Source organism: Glycocaulis sp. (genome assembly GCF_050485565.1).
Lineage (GTDB): Bacteria > Pseudomonadota > Alphaproteobacteria > Caulobacterales > Maricaulaceae > Glycocaulis.
In genome coordinates, this window is sequence record NZ_JBJHBQ010000001.1 from 412,746 (window position 1) to 434,786 (window position 22,041).

Sequence of the window (22,041 nt, forward strand, 5' to 3'; positions counted from 1 at the left end):
GGTTCTCCTCTCCGCCTAGAAGCTCGTTCCGAAGTTGAAGAAGCCACCAACGGTGAGGAACCAGAGCATCACCAGCATGGATACGACCAGCACAAGGCTCCAGAGTTTCGCAAACCAGCTCGCAGCGCCGGTCCACACTACGAAGGCGTTCCAGGCCATGATGGCGAGGGCCGCCAGCGGCAACACGGACAGAAGCTGCAGCAGCGTCATCACGCCATCCAGGCGGCCATCAAGCCGGGTGAAGTCAGACATCATGTGCATGATGAGCCAGACCCAGCCGCCGACATGAACCAGCGTCGCCAGCGCGCCGAGCGGCACCAGACGGTGCGCCATGGCTTCCCGGCCTGACAGGGCGAAGCGCCTGCCAAACCGCCAGCGCACAATCGCCCGCACCGGCCAGAAGATGAAAGTCAGCAAGAGCGCGGCAGCAGCGATGCCCACTAAAGGCGTGAGCAGGGTGCCGTTGCGCCACCACTCAACAGGCATGAACACCATGAAAGGTGAGAAGAAGGCCGCACTGAACATCTCCACATTGCCATCCTCGCCGATACGGGCCGATAGGCGTTCCACGCCGCCCACCTGTTGCCAGACAAAGGGCTCGACCTCGCGGAAGCGCATGGGCGCACCGGCGGTATCGTTCAGGATGGAAAGCGACAGCTCGTGATCAGCATTCATGGTCACGCTCGCCGGACTTAGCAGCCAGCTGGACGCCAGGAAATTGCCTGTAGGACGACGCGAGACAAGATACTGGCCAACCAGCATGCGGCCATGCTCCTCGGCCGTCTCCAGCGTCGGCAGCTCTTCCAGCTCCACCGGGAAATAGCGGTCAGTGAACTGCTCGAAGAGCGCCTGCCGAATGCGGCCCGTTGCCCCGCCGCGCCCGGTGCTGTTCATCGAGATGTACAGGCCGACGCCGTGATCGAGATAGAGATGCAGATTGGAATGGAAGAGGGTGGTATCACCGCCATGACCGATAATGCGGTGGCCATTGCGGTTCTGCTGATAGAAGCCCAGCACCATCGAGTTGAGCGAGGGCAGCTTGCGATCCTCACTGGTATACATCAGCTCAGCCGTCTCGGGCGATAGCAGCCCTTCGCCATTATTGAGGTAGGCGATCATCAGCCGGCCCATATCATTGCCGGTTGAGGACATCGAACCGGCAGGCGCGGCGCTGACAATCTCGAACGGGCGCGCATCGCCATCAGATGCACGCAGGTATCCGCTGGACATCAGGCCTTCGAGATGATCCGGCAAAGGCTGGCGCAGAGTCGACCGCTCCATGCCCAGAGGCGCGAAGATGCGCTGATCGAGATAGTCATCGAAGGCCATGCCGGACACACGCTCGACCACATAGCCAGCCAGCGCCGTGCCGTAGTTGGAATAAGCAGGTACCTCGCCGGCCGGATACATGGCCGGAGGCACATTCTCGCGCAGATACTGGCCGAGCGGCACAAGCCTGTCCTCATTGTCCATGATCAGGCCGCGCACCGCCTCGCCCCAGCCGGGCGTGTGGTGGAGGATGTGACGCATGGTGACCGGACCGTCGACTGCGTTCACCTCGAAATCGAGATAGGTGTTGATGTCAGCATCAAGATCAACAAGCCCATCGTCGACCAGCTGCATGACAGCGGTCCAGGTGATGAGCTTGGATACCGAACCGGGACGGAAAAGGGTGGCGTCAGGATCAACCGGGGCGCGGGTTTCTACATCGGCATAGCCGTAGCCTCTGCTGAGCAGGATTTCCCCGTCCGCTACCACCGTTACGACGGCACCGGCAATGTCGCCTTGCGCCAGCGCGTAGGGCATGAAGCCATCCAGCCAGCTTTCCAGATCAGCCCGGTCGATGACGCCCGATGGCGCGGCCGGGGCCGCTACCTGTTCAGGAAGCGCCGGCAGTTCGACCTGCTCTTGATCACGTGGATCAAGATCAGGCACCTGCGCGGAGGCTGTCGAAAGGGCGAACCCCGCCAGCAGGGCGCCCAATGCGCCCTGCATCCAATGCTTCACCATCACTTTTCCTTCCCTGTCCGGGTGTAACCCCGCTAGCGGCTGAGACTAAGCACCACGCCCACTGTACGTGGCTGAAGCAACGAGCTCATCACAAAAGTCGGAGCACCGAATGCGTCCGTCATGCGGGTTCCGCTGAGATAGACATCCTCATCGGTCAGGTTGCGCACATAGCCGCGCAGCGCCAAGCTTCCGTTGGATATCTCGGCATTGAGATCAACCGAGTGATAGCTGTCGAGCTTCATGAAATTGGCAGCGCCGGGATAGGAGACATTGCGGTCACCAATCCAGCGGATCCCGCCGCCCAAGCTCGCATCCCAGCCGTTCTGCAGCCCCCAGCTATAGTCCGCCGTAAGCGAGTAGTTATACCGCGGCACACCGGGCAGCCGGTCACCACTGACTGCCGACAGGCCGGGCGCATCAGCGGTAAGTACAGAATCCACGAAGGCCGCGTTCAGGCCGAGACGCAACCCGTCAACCGGAGCGATAACGCCCTGGAACTCGACACCGCGCGAGCGGGCCGTATCACCATTGGTCAGCCAGCTGATCCCGCCTGCAGCGGTTGCCAGCTGTATGTCTTCCCACTCGATCCAGAAGGCTGTCGCCTCAATGAGCGCGCGGCCATCCCAGAAGTCCGACTTGATCCCGACCTCATAGTTTACCAGCCGGTCGGCATCGACCTGCGGGGGCACGCCGGGCAGCGACACATTGGGACCGCCAGGGCGGTAGCCACTGGCCACACGGCCATAGAGCATGGTCTGGTCGGTTACATCAAAGGTCGCGCTGGCCATGTAGGTGAACACGGTCTCTGAGGAGTCGCCAGGCACCTCCTGATACCCGCCAACCAGTGGGCCATCGGAAATCTGGGCAAAGTCCTGCTCGTTACGCGCAAGGCGCCCGCCCAGCCCAAGCGTAAGCCGGTCGGTGAGGTCAAAGCTCATATTGCCGAAAATGGCGATTTCTTCATAACTGCTGGGTAGTCCCACAATAGCCAGCGGATCAAGACCAGGAATCGAGCTGCCAGACATATCCAGAGCCGTTGCAATCTGCTGGTTGACGCTGTCTTCCTGCGTGTAGAAAACGCCAGCCATCCACTGCCAGGGCCCGTCCCCGGCCGATGTCAGCCGGAATTCCTGAGTAATCTTTTCAAGATCGAGCAGGATATTGAATTCCGACAGGCCCGGCGGGACCGCACCGCCCGTGAACAACGGGAACAGAACGCCGTAGATCGTACTGGCGTCCTGCGTCTGGTTATTCACGATGTTGGAGAAGCTGGTGATCGAGGTCAGGTCGGCAAAGCCGATATCCCAGTTGAGCCGGGCGGCATAATAGCGCTCCCGCTTTTCAAACGGCTCGGCCAGCTGATTGCGCGTGGTACGCGGCCCGTCAAAGGTCTGCAGCGTCGCCGGATCGAGATAGACTTGCGCGTTGTCTGCTGAATCGATGTTCTGGAACATCGCGGACAGATTGATGGTGAAGTTGCTGGCAGGCTCCAGGAAGAGCGCCAGCCGGCCACCGGTCTGCGTCAGCTCGTTCTGGTCACTACGCCCGGTCAGCGTGTTGTCTACATAGCCCGGCGTTTCGCGCGTAAACAGGCTGGCGCTGAACGCGGCATTATCGGCCAGAGGGACGTTCACCCGCCCGCGCGCGCCGTAACCCAGCGAGCTGGCATCGGCCACCGAGAACATCTCGCCAGCCATCTGCACGGAAAAGCCGGACGGGTCGGGCGTACGCGTGACATAGCGCAGCAGGCCGCCCATGGCACTGGCACCGTAGAGCGTGCCTTGCGGGCCGCGCAGGATCTCAACCCGCTCGATATCATTCGGGAACAGGTCAAGCGCGAACGCCGAGGCGCGCGAATAATTCGAGCTGCCACCCAGCGGGGTATCGTCGATATGGGTGCTGACGGTAGCACCCGGACCGACCGGCGCAATCCCGCGCAGCGTAATCGAGGTCTGGCCGGGACTGCCGCCACTGCCGACATTCACGCCGGGTACGTAGGCTGCGTAATCTGCCAGCGAACCCACACCCATGCCCTGCAGGCGCTCACCGGAAACCACGCTGATTGAAGCGGGAATGTCGGTGATAGCTTCCTCGCGCTTTTGCGCGGTGACGATGATGACGTCACGCACCTGCGAGGTGGCAACCGGCTGGCTGTCATCCTGGGATGCGTCCTCAAATGCGAGTGCCGGTGCGCACATGGCCATGGCGGCCGTGCCCAGAAGCCCCGCGCGAAGCGAATGCCTGATCATGATTTACTCTCCCCTCCTGAACTTTGCGTTCATGGTTGCGGCCTGACAGGCCCCGCCCCATCGCGGATGGAGGCGCACACCAGATCAGGTCTATCCGGAACAGGGTCGATCCCAATAGGAGAATTGTCAACAAAATTTTCTGATCAGGACAACATCGCTTTCTGCGGCGCTCGTGACGCCTGGAAGCGTTGTGGGCTTGGCGGCGGCCATGCAACGCGGCTAGCCTGTGCCAAGTCCCGGATGGAAAGTGGTTTTCCGAACGGGCCGGTTTTGGCTATTTTCGATCAGGGTATAGTCAGGAATATGCGATGAATAACACCGCTACCGAAGCCAGCACGACACTGGGCCAGGTCGTGCGCGCCATACGGCAGCGCAATGGCTGGACCCTGAAGGAGATGAGCCAGCGCTCCGGCATTCCGCTCTCGACCCTGTCCAAGATCGAGCACGACCGGCTAACCCTCACCTATGACAAGCTCTTGCAGCTCAGCCAGAGGCTGGATATCCCGCTATCGGACCTGTTCAGCGCCCCCAGCCCGGACAGTGGCACGCCCGCAGGCGCGGTTACCGGGCGGCGCGCCAAGGGCACGCTGGACACCGGCATGCGCGTCGAGACGGACAATTACGACTATTTCTATCTGTGTACCGAGCTGCGCAAGAAGAGCATGATTCCCATCTTCACCAAGGTGCGCGCGCGCTCCGTGGAGGAGTTCGGCGATCTGATCCGCCATGGCGGGGAAGAGTTCATCTTCGTGCTGGAAGGCCGTGTCGAGGTGCATACCGAGTTTTACGACCCGGTCGTGCTAGAGAAGTGGGAATCCTACTATCTCGACAGCTCGATGGGCCACGCCTACCTGGTGGGCGAAGGCTGCGATGAAGCCCTGATTATCGGCGTGTGCGGCGGTGATGAACGCATCGACGTGGAAAGCCTCGTCCATATCGGCGAGAAGCGCGAGTCAGTGAGCTAGCGGGGCTATCGCGCGACGGGCAGCATGGACTTGTTTTGAAGGAACTGGCGGAGAGGGAGGGATTCGAACCCTCGGTACCCGTAAAGGCACAACGGTTTTCGAGACCGCCCCGTTCGACCACTCCGGCACCTCTCCGCGAAGCGGCGGAAACTAGCGGCAAGCCTCTCCCCCCGCAAGCGGGTAATGTGCAGATGAAACCGGCGGTGACAATGTCCTGCGGCGCGGTCATTCGCACTGCCTGCAAAGGCCAGTGCGCGCCCCGCCACGATTGACTCAAGGCGCCTATTGCGTGTAAGTGCGCGCCTCTGATGCCCGCCTCAGGCCATGAGTGCGGGCGCTTTGTTGTGACAACGCCATCTTGCAAAGAAGCTGGCGAAGAAAAAGGGTAAGGCTTCCCAATGACTTGGGGAGATCTGGCCGTAGAAAAGGTGATTGAGAGATGTATGCGGTAATCAAGACCGGCGGGAAGCAGTACAAGGTTGCCGAAGGCGACCGCCTCGTCGTGGAAAAAATTGACGGCGAAGCTGGCGACCAGATCGTGTTCGGCGAAGTCCTGATGCTGGGCGGCGAAAGCGGCGTGACCGTGGGCAGCCCGCTGATCGACGGCGCGCAGGTGATTGGCGAGCTGGTGGAAGTGCGCAAGGGCGAGAAAGTCATCGTCTTCAAAAAGCGCCGCCGCCAGAACTACCGCCGCACCAAGGGCCACCGCCAGTGGGAAGCGTTCGTGGCGATCTCCGAGATCGTGCTGCCGGGCGCCAAGCCGAAAACGGCTGCCAAGGCGAAAGCCAAGCCGGCGGCCAAATCTGAGGACGCGCCTGCCAAGGCCGCTCCGAAGGCTGCTGCGCCCAAAGCTGCCGCGAAAGCTGAAAAGCCGGCCGCGAAAGCCGCACCGAAAGCCAAGGCCGCCAGCAATGACGATCTGACCCAGCTCAATGGCGTGGGCCCCGCCTATGCCAAGAAGCTGAACGCGGCGGGCGTGACCAGCTTTGCGCAGGTCGCCGCCTGGAAGGCTGCTGATCTGGACGCGCTGGACGCTGAAATCGCCGGCGTGAAGGCGAAAGCGGAAAGCGGCGAGTGGGTGAAACAAGCCAAGGAACTGGCGAAGGGCTAAGCCCCCGCGCCGTTTCGATAGCAGACAATATCTGAGGAGAGCGAACCATGGCTCACAAGAAGGCAGGCGGTTCATCCCGCAACGGACGCGACAGTGAAGGCCGGCGCCTTGGCGTCAAGAAGGCCGGCGGTCAGGCCGTGATTCCGGGCAATATCATCATTCGCCAGCGCGGCACGAAGTATTACCCCGGCGCCAATGTCGGCATGGGCAAGGATCACACCCTTTTCGCCCTTACCGAAGGCAAGGTGGAATTCCGCCGCAAGAAGGACGACCGCATGTATGTATCGGTCGCCCCGCTTAGCGACGCTGCCGAATAGGGTTTTTCCGAAAGCTTCATGCCGGATCGCCCTTCTTTAAAGAAAAGGTGATCCCGGGCGGCGAAAGCTGCAAAGCTCTGAAAGGGGAGCGGGATCATCCCGCTCCTCTTTTTCGTTGCGCCGGACCCTTTCCCGGCCAGCGTGCGGAGACGGCCATGCACGCCGATAACGCAATACCCGACTGGACACGGCCGCTGGAGAGCGAACGGCTGAGCCTGCGTCCACTGACGCTCGAGGATGCGGGCTGGATCGCGCAAGGCACGACCAATCGCAAGGTTACCGACATGACCGGGCGCATCCCCTATCCCAACCCGCCTCTGGGGGCCGAACTTTACGTGCTCACCTGCCAGGCGGCAGAGGCCAATCGGGGCGACCGGGTGCGCGCGATCATCCGCAAGGCCGATCGCGCCGGCATGGGCATGATCGGGCTGCATCCCCGCAAAGATGGCGCTTGGGAGTTTGGTTACTGGCTGGGCGAACCCTATTGGAGCCAGGGCTATGCCAGTGAGGCAGCGCAGCTATTGCTGAACGCGGCCGACCGGGCAGGCATTGCCCCCATTGTCGCAGGCCACTATGCCGACAATCCGGCATCGGGCCGGGTGCTGGAGAAATGCGGCTTTGTCTATACCGGCGAGGTGCCGATTGCGTTCTCATCGGGCCGCATGGCATCGGCCCCCTGCCCGCGCATGGTGCGCGCCGCCGTTCCCACGCTATAACCGGGCCCTTGCCCCCTCATTGCAGATTGCACATACCCCATGAAGTTTCTTGATCAGGTCAAAGTCTTTATCGCGTCAGGCTATGGCGGACCGGGATGTGTGTCGTTCCGCCGGGAGAAATATGTCGAGTTCGGCGGGCCGGATGGCGGGGATGGCGGCAAGGGCGGCGATGTCTGGGCCGAGGCCGTGGACGGGCTCAATACGCTCATCGACTACCGCTACAAGCAGCATTTCAAGGCCCAGCGCGGCATTAATGGCGCGGGCGCGAACCGCACCGGCGCTGATGGCGAGGACATCATCCTGAAAGTGCCAGTCGGCACCCAGATTCTCGACGAGAATAATGAGGAAGTGCTGGCCGACATGACCGAGGAGGGCATGAAGGTGTTGCTGGCGCGCGGCGGACGCGGCGGCAAGGGCAATGCCCATTTCAAGACCTCACGCCAGCAAGCCCCGCGCCACGCACAGCCCGGCGAGGAGGGCGAGGAGCGCTGGCTGTGGCTGCGCCTGAAACTCATTGCGGACGCAGGGCTGATCGGTCTGCCCAATGCGGGCAAATCCACCTTCCTGTCGGCCTGCAGCCGGGCCAATCCGAAGATCGCGGCCTATCCCTTCACCACGCTGCATCCCAATCTGGGCGTCGTGGACACCGGCGAGGGCAAGCGTTTTGTGCTGGCTGACATCCCCGGCCTGATCGAGGGCGCACATGAGGGTGCCGGGATTGGCGACCGCTTCCTTGGCCATATCGAGCGCTGCGCAACACTGGTCCATCTGGTCGATGCGGGCGGGGAAGACCCGGTAGCGGCCTATGATGTGGTACGCGGAGAACTGGCAGCCTATGGCGGCGGCCTGACGGAGAAATCGGAGATACTGGTTCTCTCCAAGATGGAGACGGTCAGCCCCGAACGGCTTGAGGAGCTCAAATCCGAGCTGGAGAGCCGCAGCGAGGGCGAGATTGCTGTGGTATCGGCGGTCACGGGCGAAAACATGCGCCCGCTGCTTTACCGGATCGAGGCAGCCATTGAAGGCCAGCGCGCCGCCGACAAGGCAGAGGCCGAGCGCCTGGCGCGCGGCGGCGAGGACGATAGCTGGACACCATGAACCAGCGGCCCGCCACACCCCGCTTTGCCGCCGGCAAGGCGGAGATGCTTGCGCCGGGCATGACGGTGGGGCTGTACGGGGGCAGTTTCGATCCGCCCCATGCCGGTCATCGCCATGTCGCCCTGACGGCCAGAAAGCGCCTGGGTCTTGATGCGGTATGGTGGCTGGTAGCGCCCCATAACCCGCTCAAAGCCGATGCGCCAGCCAGACTGCAAGCGCGGGTAGACGCCGTTTCGGCGCTGATCCCGGAGCCCGGCCATGTCATCAGCACGATCGAGGACCGGCTGGGCACCCGCTACACGATCGATATCATCCGTCATCTGACAGAGCGGTATCCGCAGGTCCGCTTTGTCTGGATCATGGGCGCGGACGGGCTTGGCAGTTTTCACCGCTGGAGCAATTGGCGCGAGATTGCCGCGCGCGTGCCAATCTGCGTGATCGCGCGGGGCGGCACCCCGCTCAAATGGCGTCTGGGGCGGGCGGCGCGCCATCTGGCGGGCGCACGTTTTCAGCCCGTGGCTGCGCGCGCGCTTGTGAAACGGGGCGCGCCGGGGTGGACATATATCACCGCGCCATTACATGCTGAGGCGTCCTCGCTCCTGCGCCGGGGGCGGTAGCAGCCCTCGTCCGAAGCGACCCCCAGACCTTCCATGACCGAGCCCCGCAAGACGCCCAGCCAGACAGGCGGCCTGTCCTTCTTTGAAGACATGCATCCACCGGCAGCCGATTTCCGCGCCGATATTCTGGCCGGCCTGTCAAAGCCGCAAAAGGCGCTTCCGCCCAAATACTATTATGATGAGGAAGGCTCGCGCCTGTTCGATGCCATTACCGAGCAGCCCGAATACTATGTCACCGGCACCGAGCTGGAGCTGATGCGCACTATCGGTCCGGAACTGCGTGAACTGGCGGGCGAAGGCGCGCTGGTGCTGGAGCCGGGTGCCGGATCCAGCGTGAAAATCCGGACATTGCTCGACGCGCTCGATAGCCCCAGCGCCTATGTCGGCATGGATATATCCGGCGACCATGTGCGAAGCGCGTGCGAGGCGCTGGCTGCTGATTATCCGTCGCTGGAGATTGGCGCGCTGTGCCATGATTTCACCCAGAGCCTTGATGTGGCGGCCCTGCCGCTATCGGCCAAGGCCCATGCGGGCCGGCGGCTGGTATTCTTTCCCGGCTCGACGATCGGCAATTTCGAGCTGATTGATGCGCTCGCCCTCTTGAAGACCCTGCGCGGCTGGCTGCGTGAGGGAGATGCGCTGCTGATCGGCGCGGACATGCGCAAAGCCTCCGAAGCGCTGGAGGCGGCCTATGATGACGAGGCCGGGGTAACGGCGGCTTTCAACCTCAATCTCATCGCCCGCATCAATCGCGAGCTGGACGGCGATATCGATGCTGACGCCCTGCAGTACAAGGCATTCTGGAACCCGTACCGCTCGCGCGTGGAGATGTATCTGGTAGCCAGGCGTGACATGCATTTCACGGTCGGCGGGGAGCGCTTCGTGATCCGCAAGGACGAAACCATTCACATGGAAAACTCCCACAAATTCACGCTGGAAACCTTCCAGGACCTGGCTGCCAAGGCGGGCCTGCGCTCGCGCAAGGCGTGGGTTTCGGCACGTGAACCCTTTTCCATCCACTGGCTCGAACCGGCGGGCGAAGCGTGCTAGACTGATTTTACTGGTCCCGCCCAAACAACAGGAGCTCCGGCACTGCCCGTCGAACGCCAACGCAATGATACTGCGCCCGCCCCGGTAAGCCTGAAAGGCGGCCGGGAGCAAAGTGAAGCTCTCGAGGCCCTCGTCGTCAAAACACTCGACGATGACAAGGCAGAGGACATCGTATCCATAGATCTGACCGGCAAATCGCCCGTCACCGACTTCGTGGTCATCGCGAGCGGGCGGTCAAACCGTCATGTCGGCGCGCTGGCCGACCATTTGATGCGTGCGCTCAAAGAGAGCGGGCACGGCAATGTGAAGGTCGAGGGCCTGCAGGCCGCCGACTGGGTGCTGATTGATGCCGGGGATGTGATCGTCCACCTTTTCCGGCCTGAAGTGCGCAGCTTCTACGATCTGGAAAAGATGTGGGGCGGGGCGCCGGAAACGGCGGCCTGAGCCGGACTTGCGCATCGAGATCCGCGCGATTTCCCGCATCCGGCCGGGACCGGAGCGCACGCTTGTCGACAGCTATATCGAGCGCGCCAATCATCATGGACGCGCTACCGGCCTTGGCCCGGTCAGCGAACGCGAGTTCGATACACGCACCCTGCAGGGCGCTGCTGCCGAAACCCGCGCGCTTGTGGAGGGCCTGACGTCCGGCCCCACCATCGCACTGGACGAGCGGGGCAAGCAGATGGATTCGCGTGAGTTTTCACAGATGATCGGACGCGAGCGTGATCAGGGTGCACGCGAGATGCAGTTTCTCATCGGCGGCGCAGACGGGTTTGACCACAGCCTCCTGCCCGGCGGTGTGCGGCTTTTGTCCTTCGGACACATGGTCTGGCCGCACAAGCTGGTGCGCGTCATGCTGGCAGAACAGATTTACCGGGCCAGCGCACTATTGTCCGGCGCGCCCTATCACCGGGACTGAAGGCCGGCACAATGAGCGCGCTCCTCCTTGCCATCGCCCTGTTGCAGACACCGCCTGATCCCCAGGAGATCGAGGCGATGGAGGAAACCGCCCGCGAGACGCGCGCCATCAGCGAAGCGCGCGAGGCAGAGGCCGATGCCCTGCGCCGCGAGATTGCCGATCTGCAGGCACGCCTTGTGGAAGCCGGCTCACGGGTACAGGCCCGCGAGGCGGATGCAGACGCCGCCGAGGCGCGGCTGGCCGAGCTGGAGGCGGAGGAGGACGCGCTGCGCACCCGGCTGGCGCGTGAGAGGCAAAGTCTGGCTGACGTGCTGGCCGCCCTGCAGAGGCTGGAGATGAACGCGCCGCCTGCTCTGGCCGTCAGCCCGGATGATGCCAGCGAGGCAGCGCGCGCAGCCGGTCTGCTTGCCGCCATCGCGCCTGAACTGGAGCGGCGCGCGAGTGCGCTGCGCAGCGATATCGAGGCGCTGGCGCGTTTGCGCGAAGAGCTGTCCGGACAGCGCGAGACGGTCGAGACGGCCCGCGATGCGCTGGCGGCGGTGCGGGCGCAGGTGGAGGCCCTGATTGCGGAGCGGCGCCAGGCTGAAACGGCCCTGCGGCGCGAAGCGGGTGATCTGGCCAGTCAGGCCGCCCGGATCGCCGCCGAAGCCCGCTCCCTGCGTCAGCTCTGGGAGGAGATCACACAGCTGGCCGATATCTCGCCCCGGCTGTCACCCATACGTGAGCGCCGCGCCGCCATGATGGCAGATGTCGCGATGCTGGAGGGCGAGACACTGCTCTCGGCCCTGCCGGTCGAGGCGGCGGCTTCCGGACCGGGGTTTGGCGATATGCGCGGACGCCTGCGCCCGCCCGCAGAAGGGCGCGTCTCCAGCCGCGCGGGCGAGCCCGGACCGGACGGAATCCGGCGCGACGGGCTGTGGCTGGAAGCGCGCAGCGGCGGGCAGGTGTCAGCGCCGTTTGACGGAATGGTGGTTTTTGCCGGACCCTTCCAGAGCTTTGACGCGGTGGTGATGATAAACACGACAGACGGCTACACCCTTATTCTTGGCGGAATTGGCCTGCTTTATGCTGAGGAAGGGCAAAGTGTGCTGGCGGGAGAACCGATCGGACTCATGCCGGAGCGTGAAATTCCGCCGCCGAGACTATATTATGAGGTAAGACGGGGTACCGGAGCCGCCGAGAACCCCGAAAACTGGCTAAGAGCCGAGTATCGGGTCCGCTGACAGACAGGACGAATTCATGCGCTTGCACATTATCGCTTCAGCCATTGCCTTTGGTATAGGCGCAGCGGCTTTGGCCGTTTCGGCGCAGGGCGAAGAGCGGAGCCGGGACGCGACCTTCCGGCAGCTGGAGCTGTTCGGTGACATATTGAGCCGGATCGAGTCCGACTATGTCAGCCACCCGGATCAGGTCGAGCTGATCGAGGCGGCCATTAATGGCATGCTGGGCTCGCTCGATCCCCATTCGGCCTATCTCAACGCCGATGCGTTTCAGGACATGCAAGTGTCAACACGCGGCGAATATGGCGGGCTGGGCATCGAGGTGACGCTGCGTGACGACTTTGTCACCGTGGTTTCGCCCATTGCCGAAACACCTGCAGACCGGGCCGGCATCGAGCCGGAGGACCGCATCATCGCCGTTGATGGCGAGTCCATGATCGGTGTGGGTATTGACGTCGCAGTGGAGCGGATGCGCGGACCGGCCGGTGAACCTGTCACGATTACCATCGCGCGCGACGGGGTGGAGCCGTTCGACGTAACGATCGTACGCGCCATTATTGAAGTGCGCTCGGTGATCTACCGCATGGAAGCCAACAATACCCCCTATTTGCGTATCACCACATTCAACGAACATACGACCGAGGCCACCATGCGGGCCCTCAACGATCTGAGCGAAGCCTATGGTGGCCCGCTGCCGGGCCTTGTTCTGGACCTGCGCTCCAATCCGGGCGGTCTGCTGGACCAGTCCGTGTCGGTGTCCGATCTGTTCCTGAGCGGCGGGGAGGTTGTGTCCACCCGTGGCCGCGACGCGCGCAACACCTATCGCTTCAATGCCCGCCCGGGCGATGTTCTGGACGGAGCGCCGATAGTGGTGCTTATCAATGCCGGTTCTGCCAGCGCCTCCGAGATCGTCGCGGGCGCGTTACGCGACCGGGAACGCGGCGTGCTGATGGGTACCAACAGCTTTGGCAAAGGCTCCATGCAGACCGTCATTCCGCTGCGGGGCGGACGCGACGGGGCGCTGCGCCTGACCACGGCGCGCTATTACACCCCCTCTGGCACCTCCATTCAGGCGACCGGCCTGGAGCCGGATATCGCCGTGGCTTTCCGCCGTCCGCGCGAAGGCGAGACAAACCGGTTCAGCGAAGCCAATCTGCGCAATGCCCTGACCCATGAGAGCGGGACCGAACGGCGCGAACGCGAGGATATGGAGTATCCGCCCGAAGACTGGCCGGCAGATGAGGATTACCAGCTTCACCGCGCCATCGAGCAATTGTCGAGCATGATGGAGCGGCGCGAGGCGCGCGCAGGGAGCGGGGGCCGGTAAAACCCGCACCGGCCTTACCGGCTTGCGCGGACATTAACCTTTCCTTACCCCGGCGCATTGAATGGTCTTGCATGTCAGCGTGCCGATGAGTTCTGCTCGTCAGTACGCCTTCACCTGTTCAGGCAAAACCGGACACCATGCCCGCCCGCCAGACATCCGACACGCCGCCTTTGCGCAATCCGCTGATCGCGGCTGCCTGCCTGTTTGCAGCAGCAGGGCTGGTGTTTGCGGCCGTCGTCTTTCTCGCTCCCGAGCCCGAGACCGGGACAGCCGCGCGCGCGGCGCTGGACAGGCCCGCCAGCGATGACGAAATTATCGAGGTGGCGGAAATTCCGGCGGCAAGCCCGGCCATATTCGCCGAAGGCGAGGAAGACGAGAGTTTCAGCCTTCCGGGTGTACGCGAAACGCAGGACGTGCTGGGCGGCGAGGTGGAACCGCCTCCGGGCAGCAATGCGGCGCGCGCACTGGCGCTGGCGCGCGTGTCCAATGTTCCCCATGCCGGCCTGTATGAGGACGGCCCCGGCGGGCCGTTGCCCATTATCGCCGCCGATGGACGACGCCCCTCTACGGCCTATGCTCGCCCCTTCGAGGCTGAGCCGGGCACGCCCGTCATTGCCGTGATTGTCGGCGGGCTGGGGGTAAGCGAGTCCCTGACGCAGGCCGCCATAGACTCGCTGCCGCCGGAGATAACCCTGTCCTTTGTGCCTTATGCGCGTGATCTGCAAAGCTGGATGAACCGGGCGCGCGCAGCCGGCCATGAAGTGATGATCGAACTGCCCATGGAGCCGTTTGACTATCCCAACAATGACCCCGGCCCGCACACCCTGCTGGCCGATGCCAGCGAGGCGGAGAATATGCGCCGCCTTCACTGGCTGCTCTCACGCGCGTCAGGCTATTTCGGCGTTACCAACTATCTCGGCGCTCGCCTTTCCGGTTCAGAGGCAGCGCTGGCGCGCATCTACCGCGAGGCAGGCGAGCGCGGGCTGACCATCTTCCATGACGGTGCCGGACGCCCCGGCGCAGCCTCGGCCGCTGCTGCGCGGGCCGGCACCCCGCTGGCGCTGGCCGAGCGGGTGATTGACGCTGACCCCAGCGCGCGCGCGATAGATGCCAGGCTGCTGGAGCTGGAGGCGCTGGCTATCCAGAACGGGCATTCATTGGGCTCCGGCTTTGCCTACCCGGTCACGGTCACCGCGCTGCAAAGCTGGGCAGAGGGCCTTGAGCGGCGTGGCTATCAGCTTGCGCCAGCCTCTCATGTCGCCAATATCCGCGAGGACCGCGCCGGTCAGGGAACATGAGCACCGTGCATGACCCGGCGGCGCTTGCCGCTTACCGGCCCAATGCCGGCATCGTCCTGTTCAACCGGGACGGGCTGACCTGGGTTGGCAAGCGCTTTCAGGAGGCGGGTCCGTGGATGTGGCAATGGCCGCAAGGGGGTATGGACGCGGGCGAAGACCCTGAAGCGGCTGCCTACCGGGAGCTTTACGAAGAGACCGGCATCCACACAGATCAGGTGGAAATGCTCGGCTCCATCAATGCGTGGCTGACCTATGATTTCCCGCCCGAAGTGCTGGCGCTGCGCAAGAAGAACTGGAAAGGCCAGCGCCAGCGCTGGTTCGCCTTCCGCTTTCTGGGCACAGATTCCGATTTCGACCTCACGGCCGTGCCACCGCAGGAATTTGAAGCTTTCCGTTGGGTCGCACTCCAAGAGGTGCCAGAGCTGATCATCCCGTGGAAGCGGCCCGTGTATGAAGAGGTCGTGCGGGCGTTTTCGGCGTTTGGTCAGCGCGCCCGTCCCTGAACCCAGCCTCCTCCAGACCGCCAAGGTAAGCCGGCCTACTCAGGCCCGGACACCCCTCGCGCATCCAATCGCCCGGCAAGGCGCATCATACCCTGAAGACCAACAAGCAGGGGATGCTGCCACCATGATCCGATCCATTGCCGCCGCCGTGACCGCGCTGGTCCTGTCCAGCGCCGCGGCCTTGCCTGAAGAAGCCTCGGTGGATATCGAGGCACTTGACCAGCGCCTTGCCGACATCATGGAAGCGCGCAACGTCGTTGGCGCCAGTGTCGCCATTATGGACGCGGACAGCATCATCTTCGCGCGCGGCTATGGCCATGCCGACCGCGAGGCGGGGATCACCGCCACCGCCGACACGCCGTTCAGGGCCGGTTCGGTCTCCAAGCTCTTCACCGCGCTGGCAGCCGTTCGCCTCGCCGAGGCAGGGGCGATTGATCTTGACGCGCCGCTTCGCTCTGTCGCGCCGGACATTGCGTTTACCAACCGGTTCGAAAGCGAGCATCCGGTGCGTCTCGTCCACCTGCTCGAACACACGGCAGGGTGGGACGACATCCAGCCGCAGGAATATCGCAGCTTTCCGGAAGGCACACGGCTCGTGGACGGGCTCGCCGACAATCCGCGCTCGCGTACGGCGCGCTGGGCGCCCGGCCTTTACGCCAGCTACTCCAATTCCGGCGCCGCTGCGATCGGGCGGGTGATAGAGATCGCGACCGGCAGCCCTTTCGAGACCGCTGTTCAGGATCTTGTCCTTGCCCCGCTGGGGCTTGAAAGCGCGAGTTTTGACCAGGACTCGCCTGAGCGGCGGATAGCCAGCTATGCCAACGCAGATGAGCGCGCGCAGTTCGTCCGTATCTGGGCCTCGCCCGCCGGGGCTCTGTCCATCGGTGCGCGTGATCTTGCCGAGGTCGGCAGGGTCTTGCTGGCGGGCGGCGACGGGTTTGTCGGCGCGCAGTCGGTAGCCCGCATGGAGAACGGTGAGACGGGCCGCGCCGCGCAGGCCGGAATACCGCATTACGGGCTGGGCCTGTACCACTGGCGCGCGGCGAACGGTGAGTGGATCGGTCATGGCGGTGCCATTGACCGGGCACAGGCCGAGCTCTTCTATGACCGCGCCTCGGGCCTCGGCTACGCGCTGATGGTCAATACCGGCGGGCGCGGCATGGCAGAAATGCGCATCGCCTTGCGTGAAGCGCTGGGCGGCCCCCGTGCGGAGCCGCAGGCCGAGGCCGATTGGCAGATGCCCGATGGCGTGGCCGGTATCTATCGCAGCATCAATCCGCGTCAGGAAATGTTCCGCGCCATAACAGACCTGATGCAGGCCGAGCGCGTCTGGCAGTGCGGCAATGAGCTGTGCGTTGCAACCGGGTTTGGCGGAGAGCCCCGGCGCTATACCTCCATGGGCGATGGGCGCTACTTCATCGCGGACCAGCCACACCGCCGCCTGTTCCTGATCCCGGATGACGCGGGCGGCCACGAGCTGGTCTACAGCGATGGGGAGAGCTGGAAACGCTCAAGCTGGCTGCGCATGGGCGGACCTGTCGCGATGTGGATTGCCACTGCACTGGCGATTGTTGCCGGGCTTGTAACCCTCCTAGTCTGGGCGGCAGGCAGGCTGTTTGGCCAGTTCAAAAACTCCCATCGCTGGCGGGTCTGGCTGTGGCCAAGCCTGTCGATTGCTGCGCTGGCCGTGGGTGCGGGCGCGTTCTTCGCCCTGTCATCGGGCGATGTTCTGGCAAATCTTGCAGGCCCGTCACCGCTGGGCCGCACCTTCCAGCTTGCCACCTTCGTCTTTGGACCGCTTGCCCTGATCGGAATATGGGCATCATTCAGGGCCAGCGACGTGCGCCTGTTCGCCCGCCTGCAGGCTGGTCTGACCAGCGCCTTGCTGGCGCTCTGCTGGAGCTGGATGGCGGTTTATGGCTGGGCGGGGCTGACGCCCTGGAGCTACACGCCTGTCGTAAGCGGATAGCCCGGTACCCATTGGCCAAATGAAAACCCCCGCACCGGCTGGTGCGGGGGTTTTTCAAGTCCGTAACGGAAAGGACGCTCGCCCTAGTGGGCCAGTTCCATGGCCGCCTGCATCGCCTCCAGCCGGGCAATATCGGCCTCGGCCTGATCGCGCGCATTGTCGTCAGCCGCATCCTTGGCGCGCAGGCGGGCGGCCTCCAGCTTCTGACGGATATCGGCCGCATCAAGCGTGGCGAGCTCCGCCGTTTCCTCGGCCAGAATGGTCAGGCCCTGCGGGGTCACTTCGGCAAATCCGCCATGGATGAAGATGCGGGTGATGCCGCTTTCGGCATGCACGTCGATCGTGCCGGTGCGGATCGTGGCCATGAAGGGCGCATGACCCGCCAGCACGCCGAAATCGCCCTCGGCGCCGGGTACAACCACCATATCCACCTCGCCAGAGAACACACGTGCTTCAGGCGAAACGAGGTCGAATTTCAGCTTGTCAGCCATTGTCTTCGTCCCTTGCAGCCAGCGCGCTGTCGAACGCACCACTTGCCGCTTCAAACTTGTCCCGGCAGCCGGGATTGCAGAAGCCGACGACCGCCCCGCGATAGAGGGTGAGCGAATCTGCGCTCACCGGCTTGCCCGACCAGGGACATACGTCATTGACGCAGTCCTCGATCCGCAGCATGGGGCGGCCTGCGGCCATGTTACGCCTACGCCGCCTCGGCGGCCAGTTTCTGCGCCTTCTTCACGGCGTCCTCAATGGTGCCGACCATGTAGAAAGCCGGCTCCGGCAGATGGTCATACTCACCATCGCAGATCGCCTTGAAGCCTTTGACCGTCTCCTCGACCGGCACCTGAATGCCCGGCGAGCCGGTGAACACTTCGGCGACGTCGAAGGGCTGGCTGAGGAAGCGCTCGATCTTGCGGGCGCGGGCCACGGTCAGCTTGTCTTCTTCAGACAGCTCGTCCATGCCCAGGATCGCGATGATGTCCTGCAGAGCCTTGTAGCGCTGAAGGATTTCCTGCACGCGGCGGGCGGTCTGGTAGTGCTCTTCACCCACAATGCGCGGCTCAAGAATGCGCGAGGTGGAATCGAGCGGGTCCACGGCCGGGTAGATGCCTTTTTCCGAGATGGCGCGGTTGAGCACCGTCGTCGCATCAAGGTGGGAGAAGGTCGTGGCCGGGGCCGGGTCGGTCAGGTCGTCAGCCGGCACGTAAACGGCCTGCACAGAGGTGATCGAGCCCTTCTTGGTCGAGGTGATGCGCTCCTGCAGGGCGCCCATGTCGGTGGCCAGCGTCGGCTGATAGCCCACCGCCGACGGGATACGGCCCAGAAGCGCGGACACTTCGGCGCCGGCTTGCGTAAAGCGGAAGATGTTGTCGACGAAGAAGAGCACGTCCTTGCCTTCTTCATCGCGGAAATACTCCGCCTGCGCGAGGCCGGAGAGCGCCACACGGGCACGCGCGCCGGGAGGCTCGTTCATCTGGCCAAACACCAGGGCGCAGCGCGAACCTTCGGTCGAACCCTTGTTTTCCTTCGGGTCCTTGTTCACGCCGGACTCGATCATCTCCCAGTAAAGGTCGTTACCTTCACGGGTGCGCTCGCCGACGCCGGCAAACACGGAGTAGCCGCCGAACAGCTTGGCGATATTGTTGATGAGCTCCTGAATCAGCACGGTCTTGCCCACGCCCGCGCCACCGAACAGGCCGATCTTGCCGCCCTTGGCGTAGGGGCAGAGCAGGTCGATGACCTTGATGCCGGTGGGCAGGATTTCCGCTTCGGTGGACTGCTCGTCAAAGGCCGGCGCGGCGCGGTGGATCGGGGCGCGCTTTTCAAACACCACATCGCCCGCCTCGTCGATCGGTTCGCCGGTGACGTTGAGGATACGGCCGAGCGTGCCCGGACCGACCGGCACGGTGATCGGCGAACCCAGATCGGTCACTTCGCCGCCGCGCTGCAGACCTTCAGTGGCATCCATCGCGATGGTGCGCACCATGCTCTCGCCGAGGTGCTGGGCCACTTCCAGAACCAGCTTCTGGTCACCATTCATGGTTTCCAGCGCGTTCAGGATGGGGGGCAGACCGCCTTCGAACTTCACGTCGACAACAGCGCCTGTGACCTGTGCGATACGGCCCTTGAGATTGCTCATGATCGTCTCAGCCTCTTTTACCAATCCCCTGCGCTTTGCAGGAGGCGTTCTCTAATATGTGTGGTCCGCTGCCCTAGACCGCCTCGGCCCCGGAGATGATCTCCGTAAGCTCGGTGGTGATCTTGGCCTGGCGGGTACGGTTGTATTGCAGGTTCAGCTTGTTGATGAGCTCGCCGGCATTGCGTGTGGCGTTGTCCATTGCGGCCATCCGCGCGCCCATCTCGCCCGCCGCATTCTCCAGCAGGGCCGAAAGAATGACGGTGTCGACATAGCGCGGCAGGAGAGCGGCCAGAATGGCCTCCTCATCAGGTTCGTACTCGTAGATGGCACCCTTGAGGTCAGGACCGGGCGCATCAGGATCAATGGCTTCGCGCGCCGGAATCAGCGTGCGTGCTTTCGGCTTCTGGCTGATGACAGAGATGAACTCCGAAGAGACCAGCTCACACACATCAAACCCGCCAGCCTCAAAGAGCTTGCGCAGCTCGTCGCCGACGCGTGCAGCGAGGGCTGCCGGGCTGGCGGCGTCTTTCAGCTCAATTGCGCTGACGATCCGGTCACGGTGCAGGCGCTTAAGGGCATCAAACCCCTTCTTGCCGACCGTGACGATCTTCACGTCCTTGCCTTCGCCGACAAGCGTGGCCACGCGTTCGCGCGCCAGACGCGCGATATTGGTGTTGAAACCGCCGCACAGGCCGCGATCCGCGCTGAGCACCAGCAGGAGCACCGTTTCGGACTTTCCCGTGCCGGTAAGCAGGCGCGGCGTTTCCGGCCCGGCCACAACGCCATTGGCAAGATTGGCCATGACCTGCGCCATTTTCTGCGCATAGGGGCGCGCTGCCTGCGCGCTATCCTGCGCGCGGCGCAGCTTGGCTGCGGCCACCATCTGCATGGCCTTGGTGATCTTCTGCGTGGATTTCACGGAGGAAATCCGGCTGCGCAGTTCTTTCAAGCTCGCCATCGATTATGCCTCGGTCAGCCCTTGCCCCTGCACCCTAGCCCGCGAACCGGGTGACGAACGCTTCGAGCGTCTTGACCAGCTCGGCTTCCGACGCATCAGACAGCTTCTGATCGGACCGGATGGCGTCCAGCAGCTTGGCCTTGTCGGCGTGCAGGTGCTGAAGCAGTTCGGCCTCGAAGCGGCCGATATCACCGGTCGCGATCTTGTCGAGATAGCCGCGCGTACCGGCGAAGATCACACAGACCTGCTCTTCCATGGAGAGCGGCGAGAATTGCGGCTGCTTCAGGAGCTCGGTCAGGCGCTCACCACGGGCCAGCAGGCGCTGGGTGGCGGCATCAAGGTCAGAGCCGAACTGGGCGAAGGCGGCCATTTCGCGATACTGGGCAAGCTCGCCCTTCATCTTGCCGGCAACCTGCTTCATGGCCTTGGTCTGCGCGGCGGAACCCACGCGGCTGACCGACAGGCCGACGTTCACGGCAGGACGGATACCCTGATAGAAAAGGGTCGTTTCGAGGAAGATCTGGCCGTCCGTGATCGAGATCACGTTGGTCGGGATGTAGGCCGACACGTCATTGGCCTGCGTCTCGATGATCGGCAGCGCGGTCAGCGAGCCAGAACCGTGGTTCTCGTTGAGCTTCGCGGCGCGCTCCAGCAGGCGGGAGTGCAGGTAGAACACGTCACCAGGATAGGCTTCGCGGCCCGGCGGGCGGCGCAGCAGCAGCGACATCTGACGGTAGGCAACGGCCTGCTTGGAGAGGTCATCATACACGATGAGGGCGTGCATGCCGTTATCGCGGAAATACTCACCCATGGCGCAGGCGGTGAAGGGCGCGAGGAACTGCATCGGCGCCGGATCGGAGGCCGTGGCGGCAACAACGATGGAGTATTCCATCGCGCCGTTCTCTTCGAGCGTCTTCACGATCTGGGCGACAGTGGAGCGCTTCTGGCCGATGGCGACATAGACGCAATAGAGCTTCTTGCTCTCGTCATCGCCTTCATTGATCTGCTTCTGGTTCAAAATGGTGTCGAGCGCGATCGCGGTCTTGCCGGTCTGGCGGTCACCAATGATCAGCTCGCGCTGGCCGCGGCCAACCGGGATCATCGCGTCGATGGCCTTGATGCCCGTTGCCATCGGCTCGTGCACGGATTTACGCGGCAGGATGCCCGGCGCTTTCACGTCCACACGGCGGCGCTCGGCCACGTCCTTGATCGGCCCCTTGCCATCGATCGGTTCGCCCAGCGCGTTGACGACGCGGCCCAGAAGGCCCTTGCCGACCGGCGTGTCCACGATGGAGCCCAGACGCTTGACGGTGTCGCCTTCCTTGATGCCCCGGTCATCGCCGAAGATCACGCAGCCGACATTGTCGCTTTCCAGGTTCAGGGCCATGCCCTTGATGCCGCCGGGGAATTCCACCAGCTCACCGGCGCGCACCTCGTCGAGGCCGTATACGCGCGCAATACCGTCACCGACGGAGAGCACCTGGCCGACGTCAGAGACGTCCGCTTCCGCACCGTAATTCTTGATCTGATCCTTCAGGATCGCAGAAATCTCAGCTGCCCGGATGTCCATGGCGGTT

Annotated in this window: 21 protein-coding genes and 1 tRNA gene; 14 read left to right on the forward strand and 8 right to left on the reverse strand. The window is 63.6% G+C overall.

All coding sequences use genetic code 11. From position 1 onward, the window contains the following. Positions 1-15: 15 nt before the first annotated feature. Both ACQ5ID_RS01800 and ACQ5ID_RS01805 read right to left on the reverse strand, forming a co-directional pair. Positions 16-2,010, reverse strand: a complete 1,995-nt coding sequence (locus ACQ5ID_RS01800) for a serine hydrolase domain-containing protein (protein WP_429910765.1) — start codon at positions 2,008-2,010, stop codon at positions 16-18. Between the two features lie 32 nt (positions 2,011-2,042). Next, positions 2,043-4,259, reverse strand: coding sequence for a TonB-dependent receptor (locus tag ACQ5ID_RS01805; protein WP_429910766.1), 2,217 nt, complete (start codon positions 4,257-4,259; stop codon positions 2,043-2,045). Between the two features lie 308 nt (positions 4,260-4,567). Here ACQ5ID_RS01805 and ACQ5ID_RS01810 point away from each other — a divergent pair, with 308 nt between their 5' ends. Further along, positions 4,568-5,224: a helix-turn-helix domain-containing protein gene (locus ACQ5ID_RS01810; protein ID WP_429910767.1), complete on the forward strand. Its 657-nt coding sequence runs from the start codon at positions 4,568-4,570 to the stop codon at positions 5,222-5,224. A 45-nt stretch (positions 5,225-5,269) separates the two neighbouring features. Here the strand turns inward: ACQ5ID_RS01810 and ACQ5ID_RS01815 are convergent. Continuing rightward, positions 5,270-5,359, reverse strand: a tRNA-Ser gene (locus ACQ5ID_RS01815). Positions 5,360-5,663: 304 nt separating this feature from the next. Between ACQ5ID_RS01815 and ACQ5ID_RS01820 the strand changes: the two genes are divergently transcribed. The 13 genes from ACQ5ID_RS01820 (at position 5,664) to ACQ5ID_RS01880 (ending at position 17,369) form a co-directional block, all read left to right on the forward strand. Then, positions 5,664-6,335 (forward strand): 50S ribosomal protein L21, encoded by a 672-nt coding sequence (locus tag ACQ5ID_RS01820; RefSeq protein WP_429910768.1) that lies wholly within the window; start codon positions 5,664-5,666, stop codon positions 6,333-6,335. 47 nt (positions 6,336-6,382) lie between these two features. After that, positions 6,383-6,652, forward strand: a complete 270-nt coding sequence (gene rpmA / locus ACQ5ID_RS01825; protein WP_371393136.1) for a 50S ribosomal protein L27 — start codon at positions 6,383-6,385, stop codon at positions 6,650-6,652. 155 nt (positions 6,653-6,807) lie between these two features. Further along, positions 6,808-7,368, forward strand: coding sequence for a GNAT family N-acetyltransferase (locus ACQ5ID_RS01830; protein ID WP_429910769.1), 561 nt, complete (start codon positions 6,808-6,810; stop codon positions 7,366-7,368). Between the two features lie 39 nt (positions 7,369-7,407). Further along, complete coding sequence (gene obgE, locus ACQ5ID_RS01835; RefSeq protein ID WP_429910770.1) at positions 7,408-8,466, forward strand: GTPase ObgE; 1,059 nt, start codon at positions 7,408-7,410, stop codon at positions 8,464-8,466. Next, entirely contained in the window at positions 8,463-9,083 is a 621-nt protein-coding gene (locus ACQ5ID_RS01840; RefSeq protein ID WP_429910771.1) for a nicotinate-nucleotide adenylyltransferase, read from the forward strand. The genes obgE and ACQ5ID_RS01840 overlap by 4 nt, the downstream gene beginning before the upstream one ends. A 33-nt stretch (positions 9,084-9,116) precedes the next feature. After that, a complete protein-coding gene (egtD, locus tag ACQ5ID_RS01845; protein ID WP_429910772.1) occupies positions 9,117-10,133 on the forward strand; it encodes an L-histidine N(alpha)-methyltransferase in 1,017 nt (338 codons plus the stop codon). 90 nt (positions 10,134-10,223) lie between these two features. After that, the gene (gene rsfS / locus ACQ5ID_RS01850) at positions 10,224-10,577 is read left to right on the forward strand and encodes a ribosome silencing factor (RefSeq protein WP_429910829.1); all 354 of its coding nucleotides are present in this window, start codon (positions 10,224-10,226) and stop codon (positions 10,575-10,577) included. Between the two features lie 7 nt (positions 10,578-10,584). Beyond that, on the forward strand, positions 10,585-11,052 hold the full coding sequence (locus ACQ5ID_RS01855; protein WP_429910773.1) for a 23S rRNA (pseudouridine(1915)-N(3))-methyltransferase RlmH: 468 nt from the start codon (positions 10,585-10,587) through the stop codon (positions 11,050-11,052). Positions 11,053-11,063: 11 nt separating this feature from the next. Beyond that, positions 11,064-12,275 carry a murein hydrolase activator EnvC family protein gene (locus tag ACQ5ID_RS01860; protein ID WP_429910774.1) on the forward strand — a complete coding sequence of 404 codons (1,212 nt, stop codon included), beginning with the start codon at positions 11,064-11,066 and terminating at the stop codon, positions 12,273-12,275. A 16-nt stretch (positions 12,276-12,291) separates the two neighbouring features. Further along, a complete protein-coding gene (locus ACQ5ID_RS01865; protein WP_429910775.1) occupies positions 12,292-13,599 on the forward strand; it encodes a S41 family peptidase in 1,308 nt (435 codons plus the stop codon). A gap of 137 nt (positions 13,600-13,736) precedes the next feature. Further along, positions 13,737-14,897, forward strand: coding sequence for a divergent polysaccharide deacetylase family protein (locus ACQ5ID_RS01870; protein WP_429910776.1), 1,161 nt, complete (start codon positions 13,737-13,739; stop codon positions 14,895-14,897). Beyond that, positions 14,894-15,400 (forward strand): RNA pyrophosphohydrolase, encoded by a 507-nt coding sequence (locus ACQ5ID_RS01875; RefSeq protein ID WP_429910777.1) that lies wholly within the window; start codon positions 14,894-14,896, stop codon positions 15,398-15,400. Before ACQ5ID_RS01870 ends, ACQ5ID_RS01875 begins: the two co-directional genes overlap by 4 nt. Before the next feature lie 124 nt (positions 15,401-15,524). Next, positions 15,525-17,369, forward strand: a complete 1,845-nt coding sequence (locus tag ACQ5ID_RS01880) for a serine hydrolase domain-containing protein (protein ID WP_429910778.1) — start codon at positions 15,525-15,527, stop codon at positions 17,367-17,369. An 83-nt stretch (positions 17,370-17,452) separates the two neighbouring features. On the opposite strand, the gene ACQ5ID_RS01885 is transcribed toward ACQ5ID_RS01880, so the two are convergent. The 5 genes from ACQ5ID_RS01885 to atpA form a co-directional block, all read right to left on the reverse strand. After that, entirely contained in the window at positions 17,453-17,860 is a 408-nt protein-coding gene (locus ACQ5ID_RS01885) for a F0F1 ATP synthase subunit epsilon (RefSeq protein WP_429910779.1), read from the reverse strand. Beyond that, complete coding sequence (locus ACQ5ID_RS01890) at positions 17,853-18,059, reverse strand: glutathione S-transferase (protein WP_429910780.1); 207 nt, start codon at positions 18,057-18,059, stop codon at positions 17,853-17,855. The genes ACQ5ID_RS01885 and ACQ5ID_RS01890 overlap by 8 nt, the downstream gene beginning before the upstream one ends. A 7-nt stretch (positions 18,060-18,066) precedes the next feature. Further along, positions 18,067-19,506 (reverse strand): F0F1 ATP synthase subunit beta, encoded by a 1,440-nt coding sequence (gene atpD / locus ACQ5ID_RS01895; protein ID WP_429910781.1) that lies wholly within the window; start codon positions 19,504-19,506, stop codon positions 18,067-18,069. A gap of 73 nt (positions 19,507-19,579) precedes the next feature. Next, a complete protein-coding gene (locus tag ACQ5ID_RS01900) occupies positions 19,580-20,464 on the reverse strand; it encodes a F0F1 ATP synthase subunit gamma (protein WP_371393123.1) in 885 nt (294 codons plus the stop codon). A gap of 34 nt (positions 20,465-20,498) precedes the next feature. Beyond that, positions 20,499-22,034 (reverse strand): F0F1 ATP synthase subunit alpha, encoded by a 1,536-nt coding sequence (atpA, locus tag ACQ5ID_RS01905; protein WP_429910782.1) that lies wholly within the window; start codon positions 22,032-22,034, stop codon positions 20,499-20,501. Positions 22,035-22,041 lie beyond the last annotated feature (7 nt).

What these genes read in the sequence shown, in the direction of transcription:
- ACQ5ID_RS01805 (WP_429910766.1), bottom strand. Translation starts at nt 4,259, where the DNA reads ATGATCAGGCATTCGCTTCGCGCGGGGCTTCTGGGCACGGCCGCCATG.
- ACQ5ID_RS01885 (WP_429910779.1), bottom strand. Translation starts at nt 17,860, where the DNA reads ATGGCTGACAAGCTGAAATTCGACCTCGTTTCGCCTGAAGCACGTGTG.
- ACQ5ID_RS01840 (WP_429910771.1), top strand. Translation starts at nt 8,463, where the DNA reads ATGAACCAGCGGCCCGCCACACCCCGCTTTGCCGCCGGCAAGGCGGAG.
- obgE (WP_429910770.1), top strand. Translation starts at nt 7,408, where the DNA reads ATGAAGTTTCTTGATCAGGTCAAAGTCTTTATCGCGTCAGGCTATGGC.
- ACQ5ID_RS01810 (WP_429910767.1), top strand. Translation starts at nt 4,568, where the DNA reads ATGAATAACACCGCTACCGAAGCCAGCACGACACTGGGCCAGGTCGTG.
- ACQ5ID_RS01880 (WP_429910778.1), top strand. Translation starts at nt 15,525, where the DNA reads ATGATCCGATCCATTGCCGCCGCCGTGACCGCGCTGGTCCTGTCCAGC.
- ACQ5ID_RS01800 (WP_429910765.1), bottom strand. Translation starts at nt 2,010, where the DNA reads ATGGTGAAGCATTGGATGCAGGGCGCATTGGGCGCCCTGCTGGCGGGG.
- ACQ5ID_RS01875 (WP_429910777.1), top strand. Translation starts at nt 14,894, where the DNA reads ATGAGCACCGTGCATGACCCGGCGGCGCTTGCCGCTTACCGGCCCAAT.
- rpmA (WP_371393136.1), top strand. Translation starts at nt 6,383, where the DNA reads ATGGCTCACAAGAAGGCAGGCGGTTCATCCCGCAACGGACGCGACAGT.
- ACQ5ID_RS01890 (WP_429910780.1), bottom strand. Translation starts at nt 18,059, where the DNA reads ATGGCCGCAGGCCGCCCCATGCTGCGGATCGAGGACTGCGTCAATGAC.
- ACQ5ID_RS01870 (WP_429910776.1), top strand. Translation starts at nt 13,737, where the DNA reads ATGCCCGCCCGCCAGACATCCGACACGCCGCCTTTGCGCAATCCGCTG.
- ACQ5ID_RS01860 (WP_429910774.1), top strand. Translation starts at nt 11,064, where the DNA reads ATGAGCGCGCTCCTCCTTGCCATCGCCCTGTTGCAGACACCGCCTGAT.
- atpD (WP_429910781.1), bottom strand. Translation starts at nt 19,506, where the DNA reads ATGAGCAATCTCAAGGGCCGTATCGCACAGGTCACAGGCGCTGTTGTC.
- ACQ5ID_RS01900 (WP_371393123.1), bottom strand. Translation starts at nt 20,464, where the DNA reads ATGGCGAGCTTGAAAGAACTGCGCAGCCGGATTTCCTCCGTGAAATCC.
- ACQ5ID_RS01830 (WP_429910769.1), top strand. Translation starts at nt 6,808, where the DNA reads ATGCACGCCGATAACGCAATACCCGACTGGACACGGCCGCTGGAGAGC.
- atpA (WP_429910782.1), bottom strand. Translation starts at nt 22,034, where the DNA reads ATGGACATCCGGGCAGCTGAGATTTCTGCGATCCTGAAGGATCAGATC.
- ACQ5ID_RS01865 (WP_429910775.1), top strand. Translation starts at nt 12,292, where the DNA reads ATGCGCTTGCACATTATCGCTTCAGCCATTGCCTTTGGTATAGGCGCA.
- ACQ5ID_RS01820 (WP_429910768.1), top strand. Translation starts at nt 5,664, where the DNA reads ATGTATGCGGTAATCAAGACCGGCGGGAAGCAGTACAAGGTTGCCGAA.
- egtD (WP_429910772.1), top strand. Translation starts at nt 9,117, where the DNA reads ATGACCGAGCCCCGCAAGACGCCCAGCCAGACAGGCGGCCTGTCCTTC.